Origin of the sequence: Mycobacterium sp. IS-1590 (assembly GCF_001500025.1) — a bacterium.
GTDB lineage: Bacteria > Actinomycetota > Actinomycetes > Mycobacteriales > Mycobacteriaceae > Mycobacterium.
In genome coordinates, this window is record NZ_LQIW01000012.1 from 319,001 (window position 1) to 337,651 (window position 18,651).

The following is an 18,651-nucleotide window of genomic DNA, read 5'->3' on the forward strand; positions in this document are numbered from 1 at the left end:
CTGCGCGGCGCCGTCGAGCCAAAGCACCGAAGCCGACGGCACGCGCCTCTACGATGGCGGATGTGCCCATGGCGCCAGCCTCTTTCGTCGGTCGCGTCGGCGACCTCGACGAGTTGGCCTCGCGTGTCGCGGCCACCGCCGCCGGTGGGCTCGAGATCCTCGCCGTCACCGGTGAGTCCGGGATCGGCAAGACCGCACTGCTACGCCGACTCGCCGATCAGCTGCCCGGCTCCCGCTGGGCGACGGCGCTGGCGTGGGAGAACACCCGCGACGGGGCCGTCATCGCACAACTGCTGAAGCAACCCGCTTCGCGTCAGCCTGGCGCCGCCGCGCAACAGATCGCCGATACCCTCGGCACGGATCATCCGACGCTGTTGATCATCGACGACGCAAAACACATCGATTCGATTTCCTGGCAGGCCATCTCGACGATGGCCCGCCATCATCGAGCACTGCCGGCTCTCGTCGCGGTGGTCTTCGATCGCGTCCCGCAAGCGGTCGAGGACACGATCACGGGCGAGTTCACCGTGACCGGCCTGCCCCGTGACGACGTCGCCGCGCTGGCTTCGGCACACGGCCGAATCCTGCATCCGTCGATGGTCGATCGGCTGGCGCATCACACCGGTGGCAACCCGCGCCACATCCGCGCACTGCTCGACGAAGTTCCACCGCAGACGTGGACGCGGTTCGACGCCCGGCTGCCCGCGCCCACGGCCGTCGCGCGGGACGTCGCCGACAGGCTGTCCGACGCCGGGTCCGACGGCGCCGCGCTGGCCGCCGCCCTCACCATCCTCGGCGAGCACGCGAACCTGACCGACGCCGCGCGACTGGCCGGTTCGGCCGATCCGCTGGCAGCGGTGGAGGCCGCCACCCGAGCCGGACTGCTGTGCGACGACGACCCCTTCGAGCCACGGATACGCGATGCGATGACCGCCGCCGCGGTCATCGACAGTTACGGTCCGCACGCCACCGCCGCGGCGCACCGGCGTGCCGCCGACATCGTGGAGGACCCCGTCGCGCGGCTGCGGCATCGCGTGGCCGCCACCCCCGTGCGTGATCCGGCACTGGCCGACGAGGTCGACCGCCTGGCGCGTGCCCGCGGCGCGGACGGCGCGTGGAGCCAGGCCGCCAGCCTGTTCCGCGACGCCAGCCGAATGACCGACGATCCCCTGCTGCGCGACGATCGGCTGACCCGTTCGGTGGACGCGCTGGTGGCCGCCGGTGACTGTGTGGGCGCCGCGTCGCTGGTGCCCGCCGTGGAAAACCTGCGCGAAACACCCTTGCGCAACGCGACTTTGGCATATCTTGCCATCCTGCGCGGGCGCGCGACGGAGGCCGAGATCCGGTTGCGCCGCGCCTGGGACATCGTCAACAGCGATCGTGAGCCGGACACCGCGGCGTTCATCGCGCAGCGGCACGTTCTGCACGCCCTCGTACTCGGCCAGGGTGACCAGCTCGTGCAGTGGGCCGACCGCGCTTTCGAACTGGCCGACCCCGATTCGCCTGCGGCCATCGAGGCCGCGGCGATTCGCGGGCTGGGGCTGTTGGCCGCCGGCCACCCGAAGCGCGCTGCGGCGGCCTACGACGATCTGCACGCCCGCGTCCGCCACGGCCCGCAGGCCCAGCGTGTGATCATGGGCCGAGGGTGGGTGCAGCTGATGCGCGACGACGTCGAGGCCGCCCGCACCAGCCTGGAAACGGCCTGCGCCGCAGCCGAACTCGGAGGATCAACCCGAATCACGCTGTGGTCCTACGCCTGGCTGGCCCGTACGCAGTTCGTCATGGGCGAATGGGACAACGCCCTGCGCAGCGTCGAGCACGGTCGCCGCCTGGCCGTAACAAGCGGGATCGTGTTGATCACACCGCTGCTGGAGTGGACTGCGGGACAGATCGCCGCTCTTCGGGGCGATTGGGACGCCGCCGATCAGGCAGCCCACAGCGCCTCTGACGGTCCCGACGAGTACGCCATGATGCGGATTCCCGGCGCGCTGCTTCGGGCTCATATCGCCGAGGCCCGCGCCGACTACGCCGCGGTCCGGCGGGCGCTGGAACCGTTGCGGCGCATCGCCGCCGGCACCTCGCTGCAGGAGCCCGGGTACTGGCAGTGGGTGGACAGTCTGGCCAACGCGATGGTCCTCGACGGCGATCTCGAGGCCGCTGACGCGTTCCTGCGGCCCCACGAGCAGCGCGCCAGATCCCGGGGGCATCGCAGCGCCCAGGCCCGGCTGGGCGCTGTCCGCGGCCGCCTGTTGGGCGCGTCGGGGGATATCGCTGCTGCGCACCGGGCTTTCGAGCAATCCCTGGCGCTGCTGGACGGCCTGCCGCTGCGCTATGACACGGCGCGCATCGGCTTCGCCCATGGCCAGACCTTGCGGCGGGCGGGCAAGCGGCGCGAGGCGGATGCGGCGATCGGCGCCGCCCGCACGCTGTTCGCCGGGCTCGGCGCCCAGACGTATGTGGCGCGATGTGAGCGCGAGCTCAAGGCAGGCGGATTCAACCAGCCCCGGGACGGCCGCGACGCGGTCGACCTGACCCCACAGGAAGAAGCGGTGACCACCCTTGTCGCCAAGGGACTTTCGAATCGCGAGGTAGCCGCCGAACTGTATGTGTCACCGAAGACGGTGCAGTATCACCTGACCCGCATCTACACCAAGCTCGGCGTGCGGTCCCGCTCGGAGCTGGCGGCGCTGCGACGCTGACGGCGGTCGGCGACCGGGGCGGCGGTGTTCGCGACGACGCGTTCGAAGTCGACGCCGGACGCCAGTTCCACCACGTCGAAACCCGTTCCGGTGACATCGAAGACCCCCAGATCGGTGATCACGCGGCTCACGACGGCCTTGCCGGTCAGCGGCAGATCGCACACCGGCACCAGTTTGGGCGCTCCGGATTTGGCGACGTGGTCCATGAGGACGATGACGCGTCCCGCGCCGTTGACGAGATCCATTGCGCCGCCGATGCCCTTGACCATCGAGCCGGGGACCATCCAGTTCGCGAGGTCGCCGTTGGCCGCGACCTGCATGCCACCGAGAACGGCGACGTCGACGTGGCCGCCGCGGATCATCGCGAAGCTGGTGGACGAGTCGAAGAACGACGCTCCCGCGACGATGGACACGGTCTGCTTGCCGGCGTTCACCAGGTCGGGATCCACCTCGTCCTCGTAGGGGAACGGCCCGACGCCGAGGATGCCGTTCTCGGCGTGCAGGGTGACGTCGGAGCCCTCGGGCAGGTGGTCGGGTATCAGCGTGGGCAGCCCGATGCCGAGGTTGACGTAATCTCCGTCGCGGAGTTCGCGTGCGGCCCGGGCGGCCATCTCGGTACGGGTCCAGCTCATGCGAATGCCTCCTGCGGTCTGCGGGGTCGGGTCGTGCGCTTCTCGATTCCCTTGCGGGCGGCCTGATCCGGGGTGAGCTCGACGACGCGTTGCACGAAGATTCCGGGCAGGTGGATGGCGTCGGGCCCCAGGTCACCGACCTCGACGACACGTTCAGCCTCGACCACCGTGGTGCGCCCGGCCATGGCCGCAGCCGGATTGAAATTGCGTGCGGCGGCGTGGAACACACAGTTGCCCGCCCGGTCGGCGACGGACGCCCGCACCAGCGCGTAGTCGGTCACGATCGACTCTTCGAGCAGCATCTGCCGGCCGTTGAAGGTGCGAACCTCCCTGGGCGGCGAGGCCAGTGCCACGCTGCCGTCGGGGTGGTACCGCCACGGCAGGCCGCCCTCGGCGACCAACGTGCCCACCCCGGTGGGGGTGAAGAACGCGCCGATACCACTTCCTCCCGCGCGCAGGCGTTCGGCGAGGGTGCCCTGGGGGGTCAGTTCAACGGTCACCTCCCCCGCCAGGTACTGGCGGGCGAACTCCTTGTTCTCGCCGACGTAGGAGGCGATCACCCGACTGATCCGCCGGGCCTCCAACAACAGCCCCAGCCCGCCGCCGTCGACACCGCAGTTGTTGCTCACGATGGTCAGATCGTCGGCACCCTGCTCCAGCAGGGCCTCGATGAGGAACCACGGGATGCCGGCCAGTCCGAACCCGCCGACGGCGAGGCTGGCGCCGGATGCGATGTCGGCGACGGCCTCGGCCGGTGATCCGACCACTTTGTCGAGTGTCATTGTCGCTCCAGGTGTTCGATGAGGGCGGAGGTGATGGCGCGGGGCTGCTCGGCGTTGGCGAGATGGGCGGCGCCCTCGATCACCAATAGCTTCGAATCGGCGATACCGGCGGCGATCTCTTCGAGCTTGGCCGGCGGGGTGGCCGGGTCCTCGGCGCCGGCGATCACCAGGGTGGGTGCGGTGATGGCCGAAAGAGCTTGTCGCAGATCGAGTTCGGCGATGGCTTCACAGCAGGCGGCGTAGCCCTCGGCCGGGGTGGCAGCGACCATGTCTTCGTGCGCGGAGCGCACCTCGGGGTGCGCGTCGAGGTAGCCCGGGGTGAACCACCGCGCGACGACAGCGGATGCGACCGAGGCGGAGCCCTGTGTGCGCACGGTTTCCGCACGCTCCGTCCAGGCACTCGCCGGCGGCAGTTGGGCGCCGGTGCACAGCAGCGCCATCCGGTCCACGCGTTCGGGATGGCGCTGCGCCAGGCGCATGGCTGTCATTCCGCCGAGCGACAAGCCGACCAGGTGGGTGCGCGCGGCGTCGAGGCGGTCGAGCAGGGCAACGACATCGTCGACCAGATCGTCGAGGGTGTAGGGGCCCGCGGGGACCGGTGACGCTCCGTGCCCCCGGGTGTCGTAGCGCACCACGCGGAAGTGCTCGTTCAGCGCGGCGATCTGGGCGTCCCACATCCGGTGCGTCGAGCCCAGCGAGTTGGACAGGACAACCACCGGGCCGTCCCGGCGGCCGGAGACGGTCGCGTGAACGGTGACGGCGCTCATCGGCTCGCCCCGCCCGGGTCGGCCGGCGTCACCAGCGTCTCGTTGTTCACGTCCATGTAGACGAGCGTATGAGCCGATCTCGATATTGTGAAATACCTATTGCTCGCGGATTAAGAGGTTTACGATCTTAATTATGGAGTTGCGCCACCTGCGGTACTTCCGCGCAGTCGCGGAGGAACTGCACTTCGGCCGCGCCGCGGAGCGGTTGCACATCGCCCAGCCCCCGCTGTCGCAACAGATCCGTCAGCTCGAGCACGAGATCGGCACCGCGTTGCTGACGCGCACCACCCGCAGCGTGCAGTTGACCCCCGCCGGCGAGGCGTATCTGCAACGGATTGTCAGGATTCTCGATGCCGTCGACAGCGCCGCGAGACAGGCCCGCCGCATCGGCGAGGGAATCGAAGGGCATCTCGCGATCGGCTGCGTGGGGTCGGCGACCTATTCGCTGCTACCGCGGTTGGTGCGCGCGCTCGGGGAGACGCTGCCCGACGTCGACGTCAGCGTGCGCGGTGAGATGTTGGCCCCGGCGCAGTTGTCGGCATTGAAGACAGGAGAGATCGACCTCGGGCTACTGCGCCCGCCGGTCGAGGATCCCGATATCACCGTCGAGACGATCCGGCGTGATCGGTTGTTGATCGCGCTGCCCGCCGGACACGAGTTCGCCGACCGCGACGAGATCGCGATCGCAGACCTGCGCGACGCCGATTTCATCGGCCACGCCGGTGCGGGTCGTTCCCGTATGAGCGTCCTGGTTTCGACGCTGTGTCTGCGCGCGGGGTTCAGCCCCCGGATCCGCCACGAGGTCGAGGAGACCTCGACACTGATCACCTTGGTGGCCGCCGGGCTGGGTGTCGCGGTGGTCCCGGAACCCACCGCGGCACTGGGAGTCAGTGGGGTCGTGTACCGACCGGCATCCGGTCGGGACGCCTCGATCGACTTGCTCGCCGCCTATCGCACCGCCGACATCTCGCCACTGATCGTCAACGTGGTCGATGTCATGCGCGCCGGTGCAGCGTCGACGGTCGGCTGACCGCGCGTTCGAGGTCCGGTGCACGCCGGGGCTCTCTCAACCGGCCGCAAGCTTCCACCTACCGTCCCGGCTGACCACCAGTCCGCAGAGCTCGAGGTTCACCAGCGGACCCAGGACCTGTCGCGCCGGTAGACCCGAGACCACCGCGACCTCCTCGGCGGTCCGGCCCCCACGGCGCGGAAGCGCATCGTAGACCCGCTTTTCGATGTCACCGAGGTCGTCCAACGGCGAGGCCGGACGCACCTCGTCGGGCGCCAGTTCACCCATCCGGCCGACCAGTTCGACGACGTCCGCCGCGCGCGTGACGAGGTGCGCTCCGCCCCGCAGCAGCGCATGGCACCCGACCGACGCCGACGACGTCACCGGACCGGGCACCGCGCACACCGGGCGACCGAGCGCCCGCGCCCATGCCGCCGTGTTGGCCGCACCGCTTCGCGCACCCGCCTCGACCACGACTGTCGCCCCGGCCAGCGCGGCCACCAACCGGTTACGGGTCAAGAACCGGTGGCGCGCCGGGCGCACGCCGGGCGGATATTCACTGAGAAGCAGACCGTGTTCGGCGATGCGGCGCAGCAGCGCCGAATGACCTGCCGGATACGGGACATCGATGCCACCGGCGAGCACCGCGACGGTCACCCCCTCCGCGGCCAGCGTCGCACGGTGCGCGGCGCCGTCGATGCCGAACGCGCCACCGGACACCACCGCGACGTCGCGCTCCGCCAGCCCGGTCGCCATATCGCCGGCGACGAACTCGCCGTATGCCGTCGCGGCCCGGGTCCCGACGACCGCGGCGGACCGGAAGACGACCTCGTCGAGAGCTGCCGGCCCGATCGCCCACAGCACCATCGGTGCATGCGCCTGCGGCCGCAGCCGGCCCAGAGCGGCTCCGAACCCGGCGAACGCCAGCAGTGGCCATTCGTTGTCCTCACCGGTGATCAGCCGGCCGCCGAGCCGCGCCAACACGGCCAAATCCTCAGCTGCGCGGTCGATGTCACGGCGCGCCTCGGCGTGCCGGTTGATTTCCTCGTCTGCCATTCCGCGCCGCACCCGCTCCGCGGCCTCGACCACCCCCGCCCGCTGCACCAGCGCCGCCAGTGCGGGGCACGGGGGTTCGACGACCCTCGAGAGATACGCCCAGGCGTGCGCGGTTCTGTCGGTCACGGCAGACCTCCGGCCGGCCGGAAACTCAACGCGGTGGTGACGTCCTCGAGAGTCGGCGATGCCCGGCCCGCAAGGTCACTCAGCGTCCACGCGACCCGCAATGTGCGATCCATACCCCGGACGCTGAGCGTGCCGCGATTCAACGCCGCCTCGAACGGTTTCATCACCGCGTTGGGCAGCCGAAACCTGCGGCGCAGCAACGAACCGCTGACCTCGACGTTGGTGCGGATACCGTGTGGCCGCCACCGCTCGGCGGCCGCGGCACGTGCCGCGGCCACCCGCTCACGCACTACGTCGGTGGACTCGCCGTCCTTGGCGACGATCGCGCCGGCCCGTAGCGAGTGCATTCGGACGTGAAGATCGACCCGGTCGAGCAACGGACCGGAAAGCTTGCCGAGATAGCGTCGCTTCTCGTGGCCGGTGCACACACAGTCCCGGGGGTCCGGGCGCGCGCACGGACACGGGTTCGCGGCCAGCACCAGCTGAAACCGGGCCGGATACCGGGCGACGCCGTCCCGGCGTGCGAGGCGGATCTCGCCGTCCTCCAACGGAGTACGCAACGCCTCGAGCACACTGCCGCCGATCTCGGCACACTCGTCGAGGAACAGCACTCCGCGGTGCGCCCGGCTGACCGCACCGGGCCGCGCCATGCCCGACCCGCCGCCGACCATCGCCGCCACGCTCGACGTGTGATGCGGCGCGACGAAGGGCGGCCGGGTGATCAACGGGGCGTCCCCCGAGAGCAGACCTGCCACCGAGTAGATCGCCGTGACTTCCAGCGCCTCGCTCTCCGACAGTGACGGCAGCAGACCCGGAAGGCGTTGCGCCAGCATTGTTTTCCCGACACCCGGCGGGCCGGTCAGCATGAGATGGTGACCGCCAGCCGCCGCCACCTCGACGGCATACCGCGCCTCGGTCTGGCCGACCACGTCGGTGAGGTCGGCCATCGGTTCGGGTCTCGACGAAGGCGAGGCGATGCGGCCTTCGAGTCGTGCCCTGCCCTGCAGCCACGACTTCAACTGACTCAGCGTGCGCGCGCCCCACACCTCGATACCCTCAACCAGGCTCGCTTCGGCGAGGTTGCCGGCGGGGACGACGGCCGCCGGCCAGCCCTCGCGCTTGGCGGCCAGCACAGCGGGGAGGATGCCCCTGACGGAGCGGACCCGTCCGTCGAGGGCCAATTCGCCGAGCAGCACGGTCTTTTCGAGACGCGGCCATCGTTCTTTCGCGCCGGCCGACAACACCGACAACGCCAACGCGAGGTCGTAGACCGACCCGACCTTGGGAAGAGTCGCGGGTGAGAGCGCCATCGTCAGCCTGGTCATCGGCCAGTCACACTTGGAGTTCGTGATGGCAGCCCGGATCCGAGCGCGCGCCTCCTGCAGCGCCGCATCCGGCAGTCCGACCAGATCAACGCTCGGCAGACCAGACCCGACAAAGGCCTCGACCTCGACGATCTGGCCCTCGAGCGCGGTCACCGCGACCGAGTACGCGCGCCCCAGCGACATCTACCCCACCCCCTGAATATGGGTGATCTCCGGGGTGCGGCGCCGCCCGATCCGAACCCCGACGACGTCGATGCGCAGCTGCGACCAATCGGTGTCCTGGGCGGCCAGCCACAGCCCGGCGAGACGTCGCAACCGACGCACCTTCTGCGGGGTCACGGCCTCCACGACCCCGCCGAACCGCTCGCTGGTACGGGTCTTCACCTCCACGAAGACCGCGGTGTGGGCCGAGTCGTCGACCGCGATCACGTCCAGCTCGCCGTACCGGCACCGCCAGTTGCGTTCGAGCACCCGAAGCCCCAGCGCCCGCAGGTGATCGACCGCGAGTTGCTCTCCCAGCGCGCCGATCTCGGCGCGAGTCCATGCGTTCATGGCTCCACGGTCGAGCAGGCGACCGACACTGCGGCGGCGTACGGGCGCCCTCACGACCCGTCATCCCCAACCCGAACTTCATCCACAGCTCGAGCCCGGCTGTTTCGTCGTCGTCAAAAAGCGGGTACACGCCGGCATGACCGACAACTCGTTACACGGAGTCGCCGACCGCGCAACCGACAGCGATGCGTTCGAATACACCGCGCGTGCCGGTTTCGCGATCAGCGGCGTACTGCATCTGCTCGTCGGCTATCTGATCCTGCGCATCGCGTTGGGCTCCGGCGGCAACGCCGACCAATCGGGGGCGCTGGCCACCTTGGCACAGCAGACGGGCGGCGCGGTACTCCTGTGGGTTGTCACCGCCGGATTGTTGGCGCTCGGACTGTGGCGCGTCGCCGAGGCGATCGTCGGGCCGCGGCCGGGTGAGGGCGCGGGCCGCTTCCGCGACGACACACCGGCGTGGAAGCGCGCGAAATCGCTCGGCCTGGCGGCCGTCAACTTCGCGATCGCGTTCTCGGCGGCCCGCTTCGCGATGGGCAGCGGACAGCAGAGTTCTCAACAGAACGCCGGCCTGTCCGCGCAGATGATGCAATCCGGTTGGGGCAAGGCCGTGTTGATCGCGGTCGGCCTGGGCCTGATCGTCGTCGGCGGCTACCACGTCTACAAGGGCGTGACGAAGAAGTTCTTCAAAGACCTGCGCGCGTCCGGCGGCACCGGCGTCACCGCCGTGGGCATCGCCGGTTACACCGCCAAGGGACTGGTCCTTGCGGGCGCGGGTGTGTTGGTGATGGTGGCCACGCTGCAGGCCGACCCCGCCAAGGCGACCGGACTCGACGCCGCGGTCAAGACGCTCGGGCAGGCACCGTTCGGCAAGTTCCTTCTCATCCTCGCCGCGATCGGCATCGCCGCGTTCGGCGTCTACAACTTCGTCCGCGCCCGCTCCGGGCGGATGTGACTATTCGCCCATCGCGTCGAACAACATCGCCAACTGTCCCGGGCTGACGGCGATACCGCACTGCGCGCGCATATCGGTCAACGGTGCGGCGATCCCCCGCAGGTCGAGGTACTCGTTGGGATGCGCGGTGAAATAAGCCCGCACGTTGGTACGCGCGACGTCCGGCGGCTGCGTCGCCGCGGCGGTCAGCACCTCGTTGGCGCCCGGATGCGACTCCAGATAGCCGCCCGCCTGGCTGAGCACGCCGCTCGCCGTCGTGGCCAACCCGCCGGCCGTACACGGCGCGGCACTCGCCACCGGGACGGCGCCCAGGACACCGGCCGACACCAGCGCCGCGGCGCAAACCGGTACCGAACGCTTGAATGTGGTCATCTCGTCCGTCCTCGGTCTCGGTACCGCAGGGCCGCCGCCCCCGAATGAGGCAAACGTACCCCGCACGCGGCGACGCGGCGGCGCTGTGCCGAAACGGGGCGAGACCCCGGCGGGCGGCCGCCACGGCCCGATCGATCCACACCCGCCTCAACGGATCACGACAGGGTATGTTCGTTAGGCAAACCTCAGCTAATGATTACGGCCTGACCTGCACGTACCGCGAAAGGATCCCCTGTATGCGATCACGGTGGAGGCGGATCGCCGCCGTCCTGTCAACCCTCGCCCTGACAGCCGGCGTCAGCGCGTGCTCGGATGGGGGCCAGAGCGACGAACTGCTGATCTACAACGCCCAGCACGAGTCGCTGACCAAGGAATGGATCGACGCCTTCACCAAGGAGACCGGGATCAAGGTGACCTACCGCCAAGGCGGTGACACCGAACTCGGCAACCAGCTGGTGGCCGAAGGGAAAGCATCGCCCGCCGACGTCTTTCTGACGGAGAACTCCCCGGCGATGGCCGCGGTCGAGCGCGCCGGACTGTTCGCCGACCTCGAATCCGAGACCCTCGAGCAGGTGCCGCCGCAGTACCGTCCGCCCACCGGCAAGTGGACCGGGGTGGCCGCGCGCAGCACCGTGTTCGTCTACAACACCTCGAGACTGCAGCCCGAGCAGCTGCCGAAGTCGCTGCTCGACCTGCAGCAGCCGGAATGGAAGGGCCGCTGGGGAGCGCCTCCGACCAAGGCCGACTTCCAGGCGATCGTCTCGGCGCTGCTCCAACTGAAGGGCGAGCCCGCGACCGCTCAGTGGTTGGCGGCGATGAAGGCCAATGCCAAGCTCTACAGCGACAACATCGCCACGCTCAAGGCGGTCAACGCCGGTGAAGTCGACGGCGGAGTGATCTACCACTACTACTGGTTCCGCGATCAGGCGAAGACCAAAGAGATGAGCGGCAACACCGCCCTGCACTATTTCAAGAACCAGGATCCCGGCGCCTTCGTCAGCCTCTCCGGTGCTGGGGTGCTTGCCTCGACCGACCGGATGGACCAGGCCCAGCAGTTCGTCCGGTTCGTCACCGGCAAGGCCGGCCAAGAGGTGCTCGAGAAGGGCACATCGTTCGAATACCCCGTCGCCAGTGGCGTGCCCGCCAACCCCGCCCTGCCCCCGCTGGACACGCTGCAGGCGCCGAACGTCAACCCGTCGAACCTCGACGCTCAGAAGGTCACCGATCTGATGACGAAAGCCGGCTTGTTGTAGGTGGTCGCCGCCGCTCCCCCCGTCCCCCCACCCGCGGCACCGGTGTCGCGGCCGAACAAGGCGGCCCGGCCCGGCCCGCTGGTCTCGCTCACGGTCGCGATCCTGGTGGCGGCCACCTGCATTCCGCTGGGATATGTGGCGTGGGCGACGATTTCGGTGGGGTGGACGCGGGCGTACGACCTCGTGGTGCGCCCACGCGTCGGTGAACTGCTCCTCAACACGGTCGCACTGGTTCTCATCACCGTTCCGCTGTGCGTGTTGATCGGCGTCGGCGCGGCGTGGCTGGTGGAGCGTACGGACCTTCCCGGCCGGACACTCTGGCGGCCGCTCTTCGTTGCGCCGCTGGCCGTTCCGGCGTTCGTCAACAGTTACGCCTGGGTCGGGGTGTTCCCGTCGCTGCACGGCCTGACGGCGGGCGTGCTGGTCACCACGCTGTCCTACTTCCCGTTCACGTACCTGCCGGTCGCCGCGACGCTGCGACGGCTCGATCCCGCCGTCGAGGAATCGGCCAGGGCGCTGGGATCCGGTTCGGCGGGGGTGTTTCTGCGCGTCACGCTTCCGCAGCTGCGGCTGGCCATCCTGGGGGGTTCGCTGTTGGTCGGGTTGCATCTACTCGCGGAGTTCGGTGCGTTTGCGATGTTGCGGTTCGACACCTTCACCGTCGCGATCTTCCAGCAGTTCCAGGCCACCTTCGACGGAGCGGCGGGCAGCATGCTGGCCGGTGTGCTCGTGCTCCTGTGCCTGGCGCTGCTGGTCGTCGAGGCCGCCGCGCGGGGAAACGCCCGGTTCGCCAGAATCGGCTCGGGTGCGCAGCGTGCGGGCGCACCGATCCACCTGCGCCACAGCGTGATTCCGGCCACGCTTGCTCTGACTGCGCTGGCCGTGCTGGCCATCGGGGTGCCCGTCGGCACGATCGTGCGGTGGCTGTGGCTGGGGGGCGCCGACGTCTGGATCGTCGATGACATCCTCTCCGCGCTGGGTCAGACCGTCGGATTGGCTTCGGCCGCAGCAGTCGTGACGACCGTGCTCGCGTTCCCGGTCGCCTGGGTGGCGGTGCGCTCGACCGGCGTCCTTGCCCGCGTCGTGGAAGGCGCGAACTACGTGACCAGTTCGCTGCCCGGCATCGTCACGGCACTGGCCCTGGTGACCTTCACGATTCACTTCGTGCGACCCCTCTACCAGAGCGTGACGTTGATCGTCTTCGCCTACGTTCTGCTGTTCATGCCCCGAGCGCTGGTCAACGTCCGGGCCGGCCTCGCTCAGGTCCCGCCGAGCCTGGAGGAGGCGGCCCGGTCGCTGGGCAGTTCGCCGACCGCGACGTTCTTCCGGGTGACGCTGCGACTGACCGCTCCCGCCGCTGCGGCAGGTGCCTCGCTCGTGTTCGTCGCGGTGGCAACCGAACTGACGGCAACCCTGCTGCTCGCGCCTACCGGGACCCGGACGCTGGCGATGATGTTCTGGTCGTTCTCCAGCGAGCTCGACTACGCGGCGGCGGCACCCTACGCCTTGGTGCTCGTGGTCCTCGCCATACCGGTGACCTTGCTGCTGTATCGGCAGTCGACGAGGGCGGCGGCACTGTGAGCGTCGTCGAAATACACGGCCTGGCCAAGGCTTTTAACGGCCACGTGGTGTTGGATCACGTCGACCTGGAATTGCAGGCGAGCACCATCACCGCGGTGGTCGGGGCGTCGGGGTGCGGCAAGACCACGCTGCTTCGGCTGATCGCCGGCTTCGAGACACCCGACGACGGGACCATCGTGATCAGCGGCCGCCAGGTGGCCGGCCCGGGCGGTGCGGTCGCACCGCATCGGCGCGCCGTCGGATACGTGGCCCAGGACGGCGCACTGTTCCCACATCTGACCGTGGGCCAGAACATCGCATACGGACTGAACGGATCGCTGCGCCGGGCCGAGATCCGCGCCAAGGTCGGCGAATTGCTCGAGACGGTCTCGCTGGAGCCCGCCTTCGCATCACGACGACCACACGAACTGTCGGGCGGCCAACAGCAGCGGGTGGCCCTTGCGCGGGCGCTCGCCCGCAAGCCGGTCGTGATGCTGCTCGACGAACCGTTCAGCGCCCTCGACACGGGGCTGCGCGCGTCAACACGAAAAGCTGTGGCCCGCTTGCTGATCGATGCCGGGGTGACCACGCTGCTGGTCACTCATGACCAGGAGGAGGCGCTTTCGGTCGCCCACCAGGTCGCTGTCATGCGCGACGGGCGGTTCACTCAGGTGGGACCACCGCAACAGGTGTACCGACATCCGACCGACCATTTCACCGCCGCATTTCTCGGCGACTGCATATCGCTGCCGTGCACGGTCATCGACGGCGTCGCCGAGTGCGCGCTGGGGCGAATCCCCCTGCACGGTACCCAAATCCGTGCGGCAGGTCCCGCCACGCTGCTTCTGCGGCCCGAACAGCTTGTCGCGACGACGGTTTCGGACACCGAGCGGCTCGAGGGTGTCGGTACCGTGTTGGCGGTCGAGTTTCTCGGCCACGACGTGCTGTTGACCGTCGACCCGGCCGGCGGCGCGGACCCGATCATCGTGCGTCAGCACAGCCTCGATCCCCCCCAGGTGGACGCCAAGGTCCACATCCAGGTAGTGGGAAGCGGAGTGGCGCTGTGACGTACCCACTGATCGAGCACCTGCGCGGCTACGGCGACAACGTCGCGGTGCACACCGATGCCCAGCGCCTGACCTATGCCGCGCTGGCCGACCGGGTCGCGGCCGCGATGATCGACCTCGGCCAGAGCAGGCGCCTCGTGCTGCTCGAAACACGCAACGACATCGACACGCTCGTGCACTATCTCGCTGCGCTCGCCGCTGACCATGTGGTGTTGGCTGTCCCGGCCGGGCGGGAACACTCGACGATCCTGCGCACCTACCACCCCGACACCGTCATCGCCGACGGAGCGATCCACCATCGCCGCAGCGCCGGCGGGCACCGCCTGCACGAGGACCTGGCGATGCTGATGTCCACGTCGGGCACCACCGGCTCGCCGAAGCTCGTCCGACTCTCCCGCGGCAACCTACTGTCCAATGCCTGCGCGATCGCCGACTACCTCGACATCGGCGAAACCGACCGTGCGGCGACCACCCTGCCGATGTCGTACTGCTATGGGCTCTCGGTCGTCAACAGTTACCTGCTCCGCGGCGCCGGCCTGATTCTCACCGATCTCTCGGTGACCGACGATCGGTTCTGGGACCTGTTCCGCCGCCACCGCGGCACCTCGTTCGCGGGTGTGCCCTACACGTTCGAACTGCTCGAGCGGATCAAGTTCGACACGATGGACCTGCCGGACCTGAGGTACGTGACGCAGGCCGGCGGACACATGCCTGCCGAGCGGGTCCGGCGGTTCGCAGAACTTGCCCGCAGCCACGGCTGGCAACTGTTCGTCATGTACGGAGCCACCGAGGCGACCGCGCGAATGGCTTATCTGCCACCGGAACACGCGCTGTCGCGGCCCGAGGCCATCGGCCGGCCGATACCAGGCGGTTCGTTCACGATCGAACCGAGCGGCGAAGGCACCGACGACGCGGTCGGCGAACTCGTCTACCGCGGACCCAACGTGATGATGGGCTACGCCCGCGGCCCCGCTGACCTGGCCCTGGGCAAGACCGTCGAATCGTTGCACACCGGCGACCTCGCCCGCCGCGCTCCCGACGGGCTCTACGAAATCGTGGGGCGCACCAGCCGGTTCGTCAAAATGTACGGCTTGCGCGTCGATCTGCAGCGCATCGAGTCCGCGTTGAGTGCCCGCGGTATCACCGCGTTCTGCACCGACGACGACGACCGCCTCCTCGTCGCGGCGGCCGGCGCACACAGCGACCGCGACGTCCAACGCATCGCGGCCGAGGCCGCCGGTGTGCCCACGTCGGCCGTGCGCGCGGTCGCGGTGGACGAACTGCCGCTGCTGGAGTCCGGTAAACCCGATTATCAAACCGTCCGCGAACTCGCTCGGGGCCCCGACCCGACGTCGACCACCGACCTGCGCGAAGTGTTCGCCGACGTGCTGCAGCTCGACCCGGCTGCGGTCGACCGGGACGCGAGCTTCGTGGACCTGGGCGGGAATTCGCTGTCCTACGTGGCAATGTCGGTGCGTCTGGAGCGAGCGCTCGGGCAGTTGCCCGCCGAATGGCAGCAGCGGCCGCTTCGCGAACTCGAGAGGTTGGTCAAGCGGCCGCGAACGCGGTGGCGGCTGTGGGACGCGACGCTGGAGACCAGCGTGGCGTTGCGGGCCGTCGCGATCATTCTGATCGTCGGTTCGCATGCCGAGTTGTTCGAGCTGTGGGGCGGCGCGCATCTGTTGCTCGGCATCGCCGGATACAACTTCGGCCGGTTCTGCCTGACACCGGTGTCGCGCACCAAGCGAGTGCGTCACCTGCGAAACACCATCGGCTGGATCGCGGTGCCTTCGGTGCTGTGGGTGGGCTTCGTCCTGCTGTGGACGTCGGACTACACCTGGACGAACCTGTTGCTGGCCAACAAGTTTCTCGGTCCGCACGACAGCATGACCGCCGGGCGCCTGTGGTTCGTCGAGGTTCTGGTGTGGACGCTGGTCGGATTGACGCTGCTGTTCTGCATCCCGGCGGTGGACCGGGTCGAACGTCGACGTCCGTTCGCGCTCGCCGTGGTGTTCCTGGTCTCCGGGTTGGCGTTGCGCTACGACGTGCTCGGGCTGGAGATGGGCCGGGATGCCTGGTTCACGATGCTCGCGTTCTGGTTCTTCGCCATCGGTTGGGCGGCTTCGAAAGCCGGCACGACCCTGCAGCGCGTGCTGCTGACGGTGGTTCTGGCGGTGGCGCTGTACGGCTACTTCGACAGCACGCTGCGAGAGCTTCTCGTATTCGGCGGTCTCGCCCTGGTGATCTGGCTGCCGACCATCCGCTGTCCCGCGGCGCTGACCGTCGCGGCAGGCGTTCTCGCCGAGGCCTCGCTCTACATCTACCTCGTCCACTACCAGGTGTATGCGATGTTCCCCGGGCACCCCGCCGTCGGCGTGATCGCCTCGCTCGCCGTCGGCATCCTGCTCACGTATCTGGTGACGATGACACGCCGACTGCTGCGGGTACGCCGCAGGCAGAGCGCCTCGGCAAGGCTCAATCCCGCTCCGCGATGAGACCCTCCTGCGCCAGCGTGGCGACGATGACGCCGTCGGCGCGGATCAGGCTTGCCGTGACGACGCCCCGACCCCGTGCGGCGGCGGGCGACGTCGACTCCAGCAGGTTCCACTGATCAGCGAATACCGGTTGGTGAAACCATATCGACGAATCCGTGGTGCCGCTGCGGTGCGTTCGCGCCCGCATTGAATGGCCGTGAACCTGTAGCGCGGGATCGATCATGTACACGTCGCACACATAGACCGCGATCAGGGTGTGCAGGATCGGATCGTCCGGGACGGGCACCGTCGCGCGCCACCAGAGACGGCGGACGAACTCGCCTGAGGAGCCGTCGTCGAAGATCCTGATGTCGAGTTCCTCGAGCGGCATCGACGGTGCTGGCCCGGCCGGACCGGTGCGCGGCAAGGACTGCGGATCGTACAGCGCCGCGAGTCGACGCCCGTGCTCCGGACCACGCATCGGCACCGCGAACGACACCGTCGCCGTCGTCAAAAGTCTTTGTCCTTGCCGGGATTCGACCCGGCGGGCCGAGGACGTGCGACCGTCGAACACGCGTGCAACGCTGTACTCGACCACGTCACCCGCTTCCCCACCACGCAGGAACTGCAGATGCAGGTTCGTCGGCAACCGATCTCCGTCGACGGTGCGGCACGCGGCCGCCAGGCTCTGCGCGACGAACTGCCCGCCGTAGGCGCGTTTACCCGCCGGGCCGCTCGCCGGCCCGATCCAGCTGTCGGTTTCGGTTCCCGAGCGCACCTCGAGCAGGTCGAGCAGCCTGCTCATCCAGCGCGTCCCGTCGCCACAGCACCCGAGGCGACCAGGCCGTCGACCTGCTCGACGGTCAATCCCAGCCACTCACCCAACACGCCGACGGTGTCGTCCCCCAACGCCGGCGACGCGACCGCCGGCGGGTACTGCCCGCCGATCGAAATCGGAAGTCCCGGCGCCAGATAGGTGCCGATTCGTGGCTGGTCGAGCGAGGTGAACAACGGGTTGGCGGTGACCTTGTCCTCGGTGGTCGCCTCGGCGAAGGTGCGGTAGCGCTCCCACAGCACCGAGGTGGCCGACAGCGCTGTGGCGATCTCGTCGGCGGTGTGCGCGGTGAACCATTCGGCGAACAATCCGCTCAACGCATCGCGGTGCACGAATCGCTGTCCCTCGTCGGAGAAATCGGCACCGAGCGTTTCGGCCAGCGCGGCAACCGCTTTCGTCGTGCCGGTGAGCTCGGTGAGGTCGCGGAAATGCCGACCGGTCAAGGCGACGACCATGAACGACACACCGTCGCTGCTGAGGAAGTCCTGACCGTACTGGCCGTACACCGAGTTGCCGATGCGTTCGCGTGCGGTGCCGTTGACCATGACCTCGGTGAAGAAGCCGAGGTTGCCCGCCGTCGCCAAGGCGACGTTCTCCAGCGGGATGCCGATTTTCTGGCCTTCTCCGGTCGCGTCACGGTGCCGCAGCGCGGTCACGACGGCCAGCGCGGTGTAGAGGCCGCACGCGACATCCCACGCCGGCAGTACGTGGTTCACTGGGGCGGCGAGTTCCGATGGCCCGGTGACCAGGGGGAAACCGATGCCCGCGTTGACCGTGTAGTCGACGCCGGTGCCGCCGTCGGCGCGTCCGGACACCTCGACGTGGATCAGATCGGGCCGCAGCGGCTTGAGCGTCTCGTATGAATGCCATTCGCGCCCAGCCACATTGGTGATCAGAATCCCGCTGCTGGCGATGAGTCGCTTGATCACGTCCTGCCCCTCGGCGGAGCGCACGTCGGCGGCGACCGATCGCTTACCCTTGTTCAGGCCCGCCCAGTAGATGCTCTCGCCCTCGCCGGTGACCGGCCATCGGCGGTAGTCGGCGGCGCCGCCGATCGGATCGACCCGCGTCACCTCGGCTCCGAGTTGGGCCAGCGTCATTCCGGCCAGCGGAACGGCGACGAAGCTGGAGATCTCGACAATGCGCACGCCGGCCAGTGGCCGCGTCGCCTCCGATGTGCTGGTCAT

16 protein-coding genes are annotated in these 18,651 nt (G+C 69.0%); 7 read left to right on the plus strand and 9 right to left on the minus strand.

The features are described from left to right. Positions 1 to 68 precede the first annotated feature (68 nt). Positions 69 to 2,699 (plus strand): helix-turn-helix transcriptional regulator, encoded by a 2,631-nt coding sequence (locus AU197_RS11035; RefSeq protein ID WP_064402882.1) that lies wholly within the window; start codon positions 69 to 71, stop codon positions 2,697 to 2,699. Here AU197_RS11035 and AU197_RS11040 read toward each other — a convergent pair. Genes AU197_RS11040 through pcaD form a run of 3 tightly spaced genes read right to left on the minus strand, consistent with a single transcriptional unit; the run spans position 2,645 to position 4,880 of the window. Continuing rightward, entirely contained in the window at positions 2,645 to 3,331 is a 687-nt protein-coding gene (locus tag AU197_RS11040; protein ID WP_064402708.1) for a 3-oxoacid CoA-transferase subunit B, read from the minus strand. The genes AU197_RS11035 and AU197_RS11040 overlap by 55 nt on opposite strands. Further along, positions 3,328 to 4,113, minus strand: coding sequence for a CoA transferase subunit A (locus AU197_RS11045; RefSeq protein WP_064402709.1), 786 nt, complete (start codon positions 4,111 to 4,113; stop codon positions 3,328 to 3,330). The genes AU197_RS11040 and AU197_RS11045 overlap by 4 nt, the downstream gene beginning before the upstream one ends. Further along, on the minus strand, positions 4,110 to 4,880 hold the full coding sequence (gene pcaD, locus AU197_RS11050) for a 3-oxoadipate enol-lactonase (RefSeq protein WP_064402710.1): 771 nt from the start codon (positions 4,878 to 4,880) through the stop codon (positions 4,110 to 4,112). The genes AU197_RS11045 and pcaD overlap by 4 nt, the downstream gene beginning before the upstream one ends. 133 nt (positions 4,881 to 5,013) lie before the next feature. Between pcaD and AU197_RS11055 the strand changes: the two genes are divergently transcribed. Next, a complete protein-coding gene (locus AU197_RS11055) occupies positions 5,014 to 5,910 on the plus strand; it encodes a LysR substrate-binding domain-containing protein (RefSeq protein ID WP_064402711.1) in 897 nt (298 codons plus the stop codon). 36 nt (positions 5,911 to 5,946) lie between these two features. On the opposite strand, the gene dprA is transcribed toward AU197_RS11055, so the two are convergent. From dprA to AU197_RS11070, 3 genes are read right to left on the minus strand one after another with little or no spacing between them, the layout of a single operon-like run. After that, positions 5,947 to 7,071: a DNA-processing protein DprA gene (gene dprA, locus AU197_RS11060; RefSeq protein WP_064402712.1), complete on the minus strand. Its 1,125-nt coding sequence runs from the start codon at positions 7,069 to 7,071 to the stop codon at positions 5,947 to 5,949. Beyond that, positions 7,068 to 8,579 carry a YifB family Mg chelatase-like AAA ATPase gene (locus AU197_RS11065; protein WP_064402713.1) on the minus strand — a complete coding sequence of 504 codons (1,512 nt, stop codon included), beginning with the start codon at positions 8,577 to 8,579 and terminating at the stop codon, positions 7,068 to 7,070. Before AU197_RS11065 ends, dprA begins: the two co-directional genes overlap by 4 nt. After that, the gene (locus tag AU197_RS11070; RefSeq protein WP_064402714.1) at positions 8,580 to 8,948 is read right to left on the minus strand and encodes a YraN family protein; all 369 of its coding nucleotides are present in this window, start codon (positions 8,946 to 8,948) and stop codon (positions 8,580 to 8,582) included. Positions 8,949 to 9,084: 136 nt separating this feature from the next. On the opposite strand from AU197_RS11070, the gene AU197_RS11075 reads away from it, so the two are divergent. Further along, positions 9,085 to 9,903 carry a DUF1206 domain-containing protein gene (locus tag AU197_RS11075; RefSeq protein WP_064402715.1) on the plus strand — a complete coding sequence of 273 codons (819 nt, stop codon included), beginning with the start codon at positions 9,085 to 9,087 and terminating at the stop codon, positions 9,901 to 9,903. Here AU197_RS11075 and AU197_RS11080 read toward each other — a convergent pair whose 3' ends face one another. Further along, entirely contained in the window at positions 9,904 to 10,275 is a 372-nt protein-coding gene (locus AU197_RS11080; protein WP_064402716.1) for a heme-binding protein, read from the minus strand. It abuts the gene before it with no gap. A gap of 236 nt (positions 10,276 to 10,511) precedes the next feature. Between AU197_RS11080 and AU197_RS11085 the strand changes: the two genes are divergently transcribed. From AU197_RS11085 to AU197_RS11100, 4 genes are read left to right on the plus strand one after another with little or no spacing between them, the layout of a single operon-like run. After that, positions 10,512 to 11,528 carry an iron ABC transporter substrate-binding protein gene (locus AU197_RS11085; protein WP_064402717.1) on the plus strand — a complete coding sequence of 339 codons (1,017 nt, stop codon included), beginning with the start codon at positions 10,512 to 10,514 and terminating at the stop codon, positions 11,526 to 11,528. Further along, positions 11,529 to 13,109: an ABC transporter permease gene (locus AU197_RS11090; RefSeq protein ID WP_064402718.1), complete on the plus strand. Its 1,581-nt coding sequence runs from the start codon at positions 11,529 to 11,531 to the stop codon at positions 13,107 to 13,109. Further along, a complete protein-coding gene (locus AU197_RS11095) occupies positions 13,106 to 14,155 on the plus strand; it encodes an ABC transporter ATP-binding protein (RefSeq protein WP_064402719.1) in 1,050 nt (349 codons plus the stop codon). Before AU197_RS11090 ends, AU197_RS11095 begins: the two co-directional genes overlap by 4 nt. Further along, on the plus strand, positions 14,152 to 16,650 hold the full coding sequence (locus tag AU197_RS11100) for an AMP-binding protein (RefSeq protein ID WP_197415511.1): 2,499 nt from the start codon (positions 14,152 to 14,154) through the stop codon (positions 16,648 to 16,650). The genes AU197_RS11095 and AU197_RS11100 overlap by 4 nt, the downstream gene beginning before the upstream one ends. Here AU197_RS11100 and AU197_RS11105 read toward each other — a convergent pair. Then, positions 16,631 to 17,434, minus strand: a complete 804-nt coding sequence (locus tag AU197_RS11105; RefSeq protein WP_064402720.1) for an acyl-CoA thioesterase — start codon at positions 17,432 to 17,434, stop codon at positions 16,631 to 16,633. The two genes, AU197_RS11100 and AU197_RS11105, sit on opposite strands and share 20 nt — an antisense overlap. Further along, entirely contained in the window at positions 17,431 to 18,651 is a 1,221-nt protein-coding gene (locus AU197_RS11110) for a CoA transferase (RefSeq protein ID WP_064402721.1), read from the minus strand. Before AU197_RS11110 ends, AU197_RS11105 begins: the two co-directional genes overlap by 4 nt.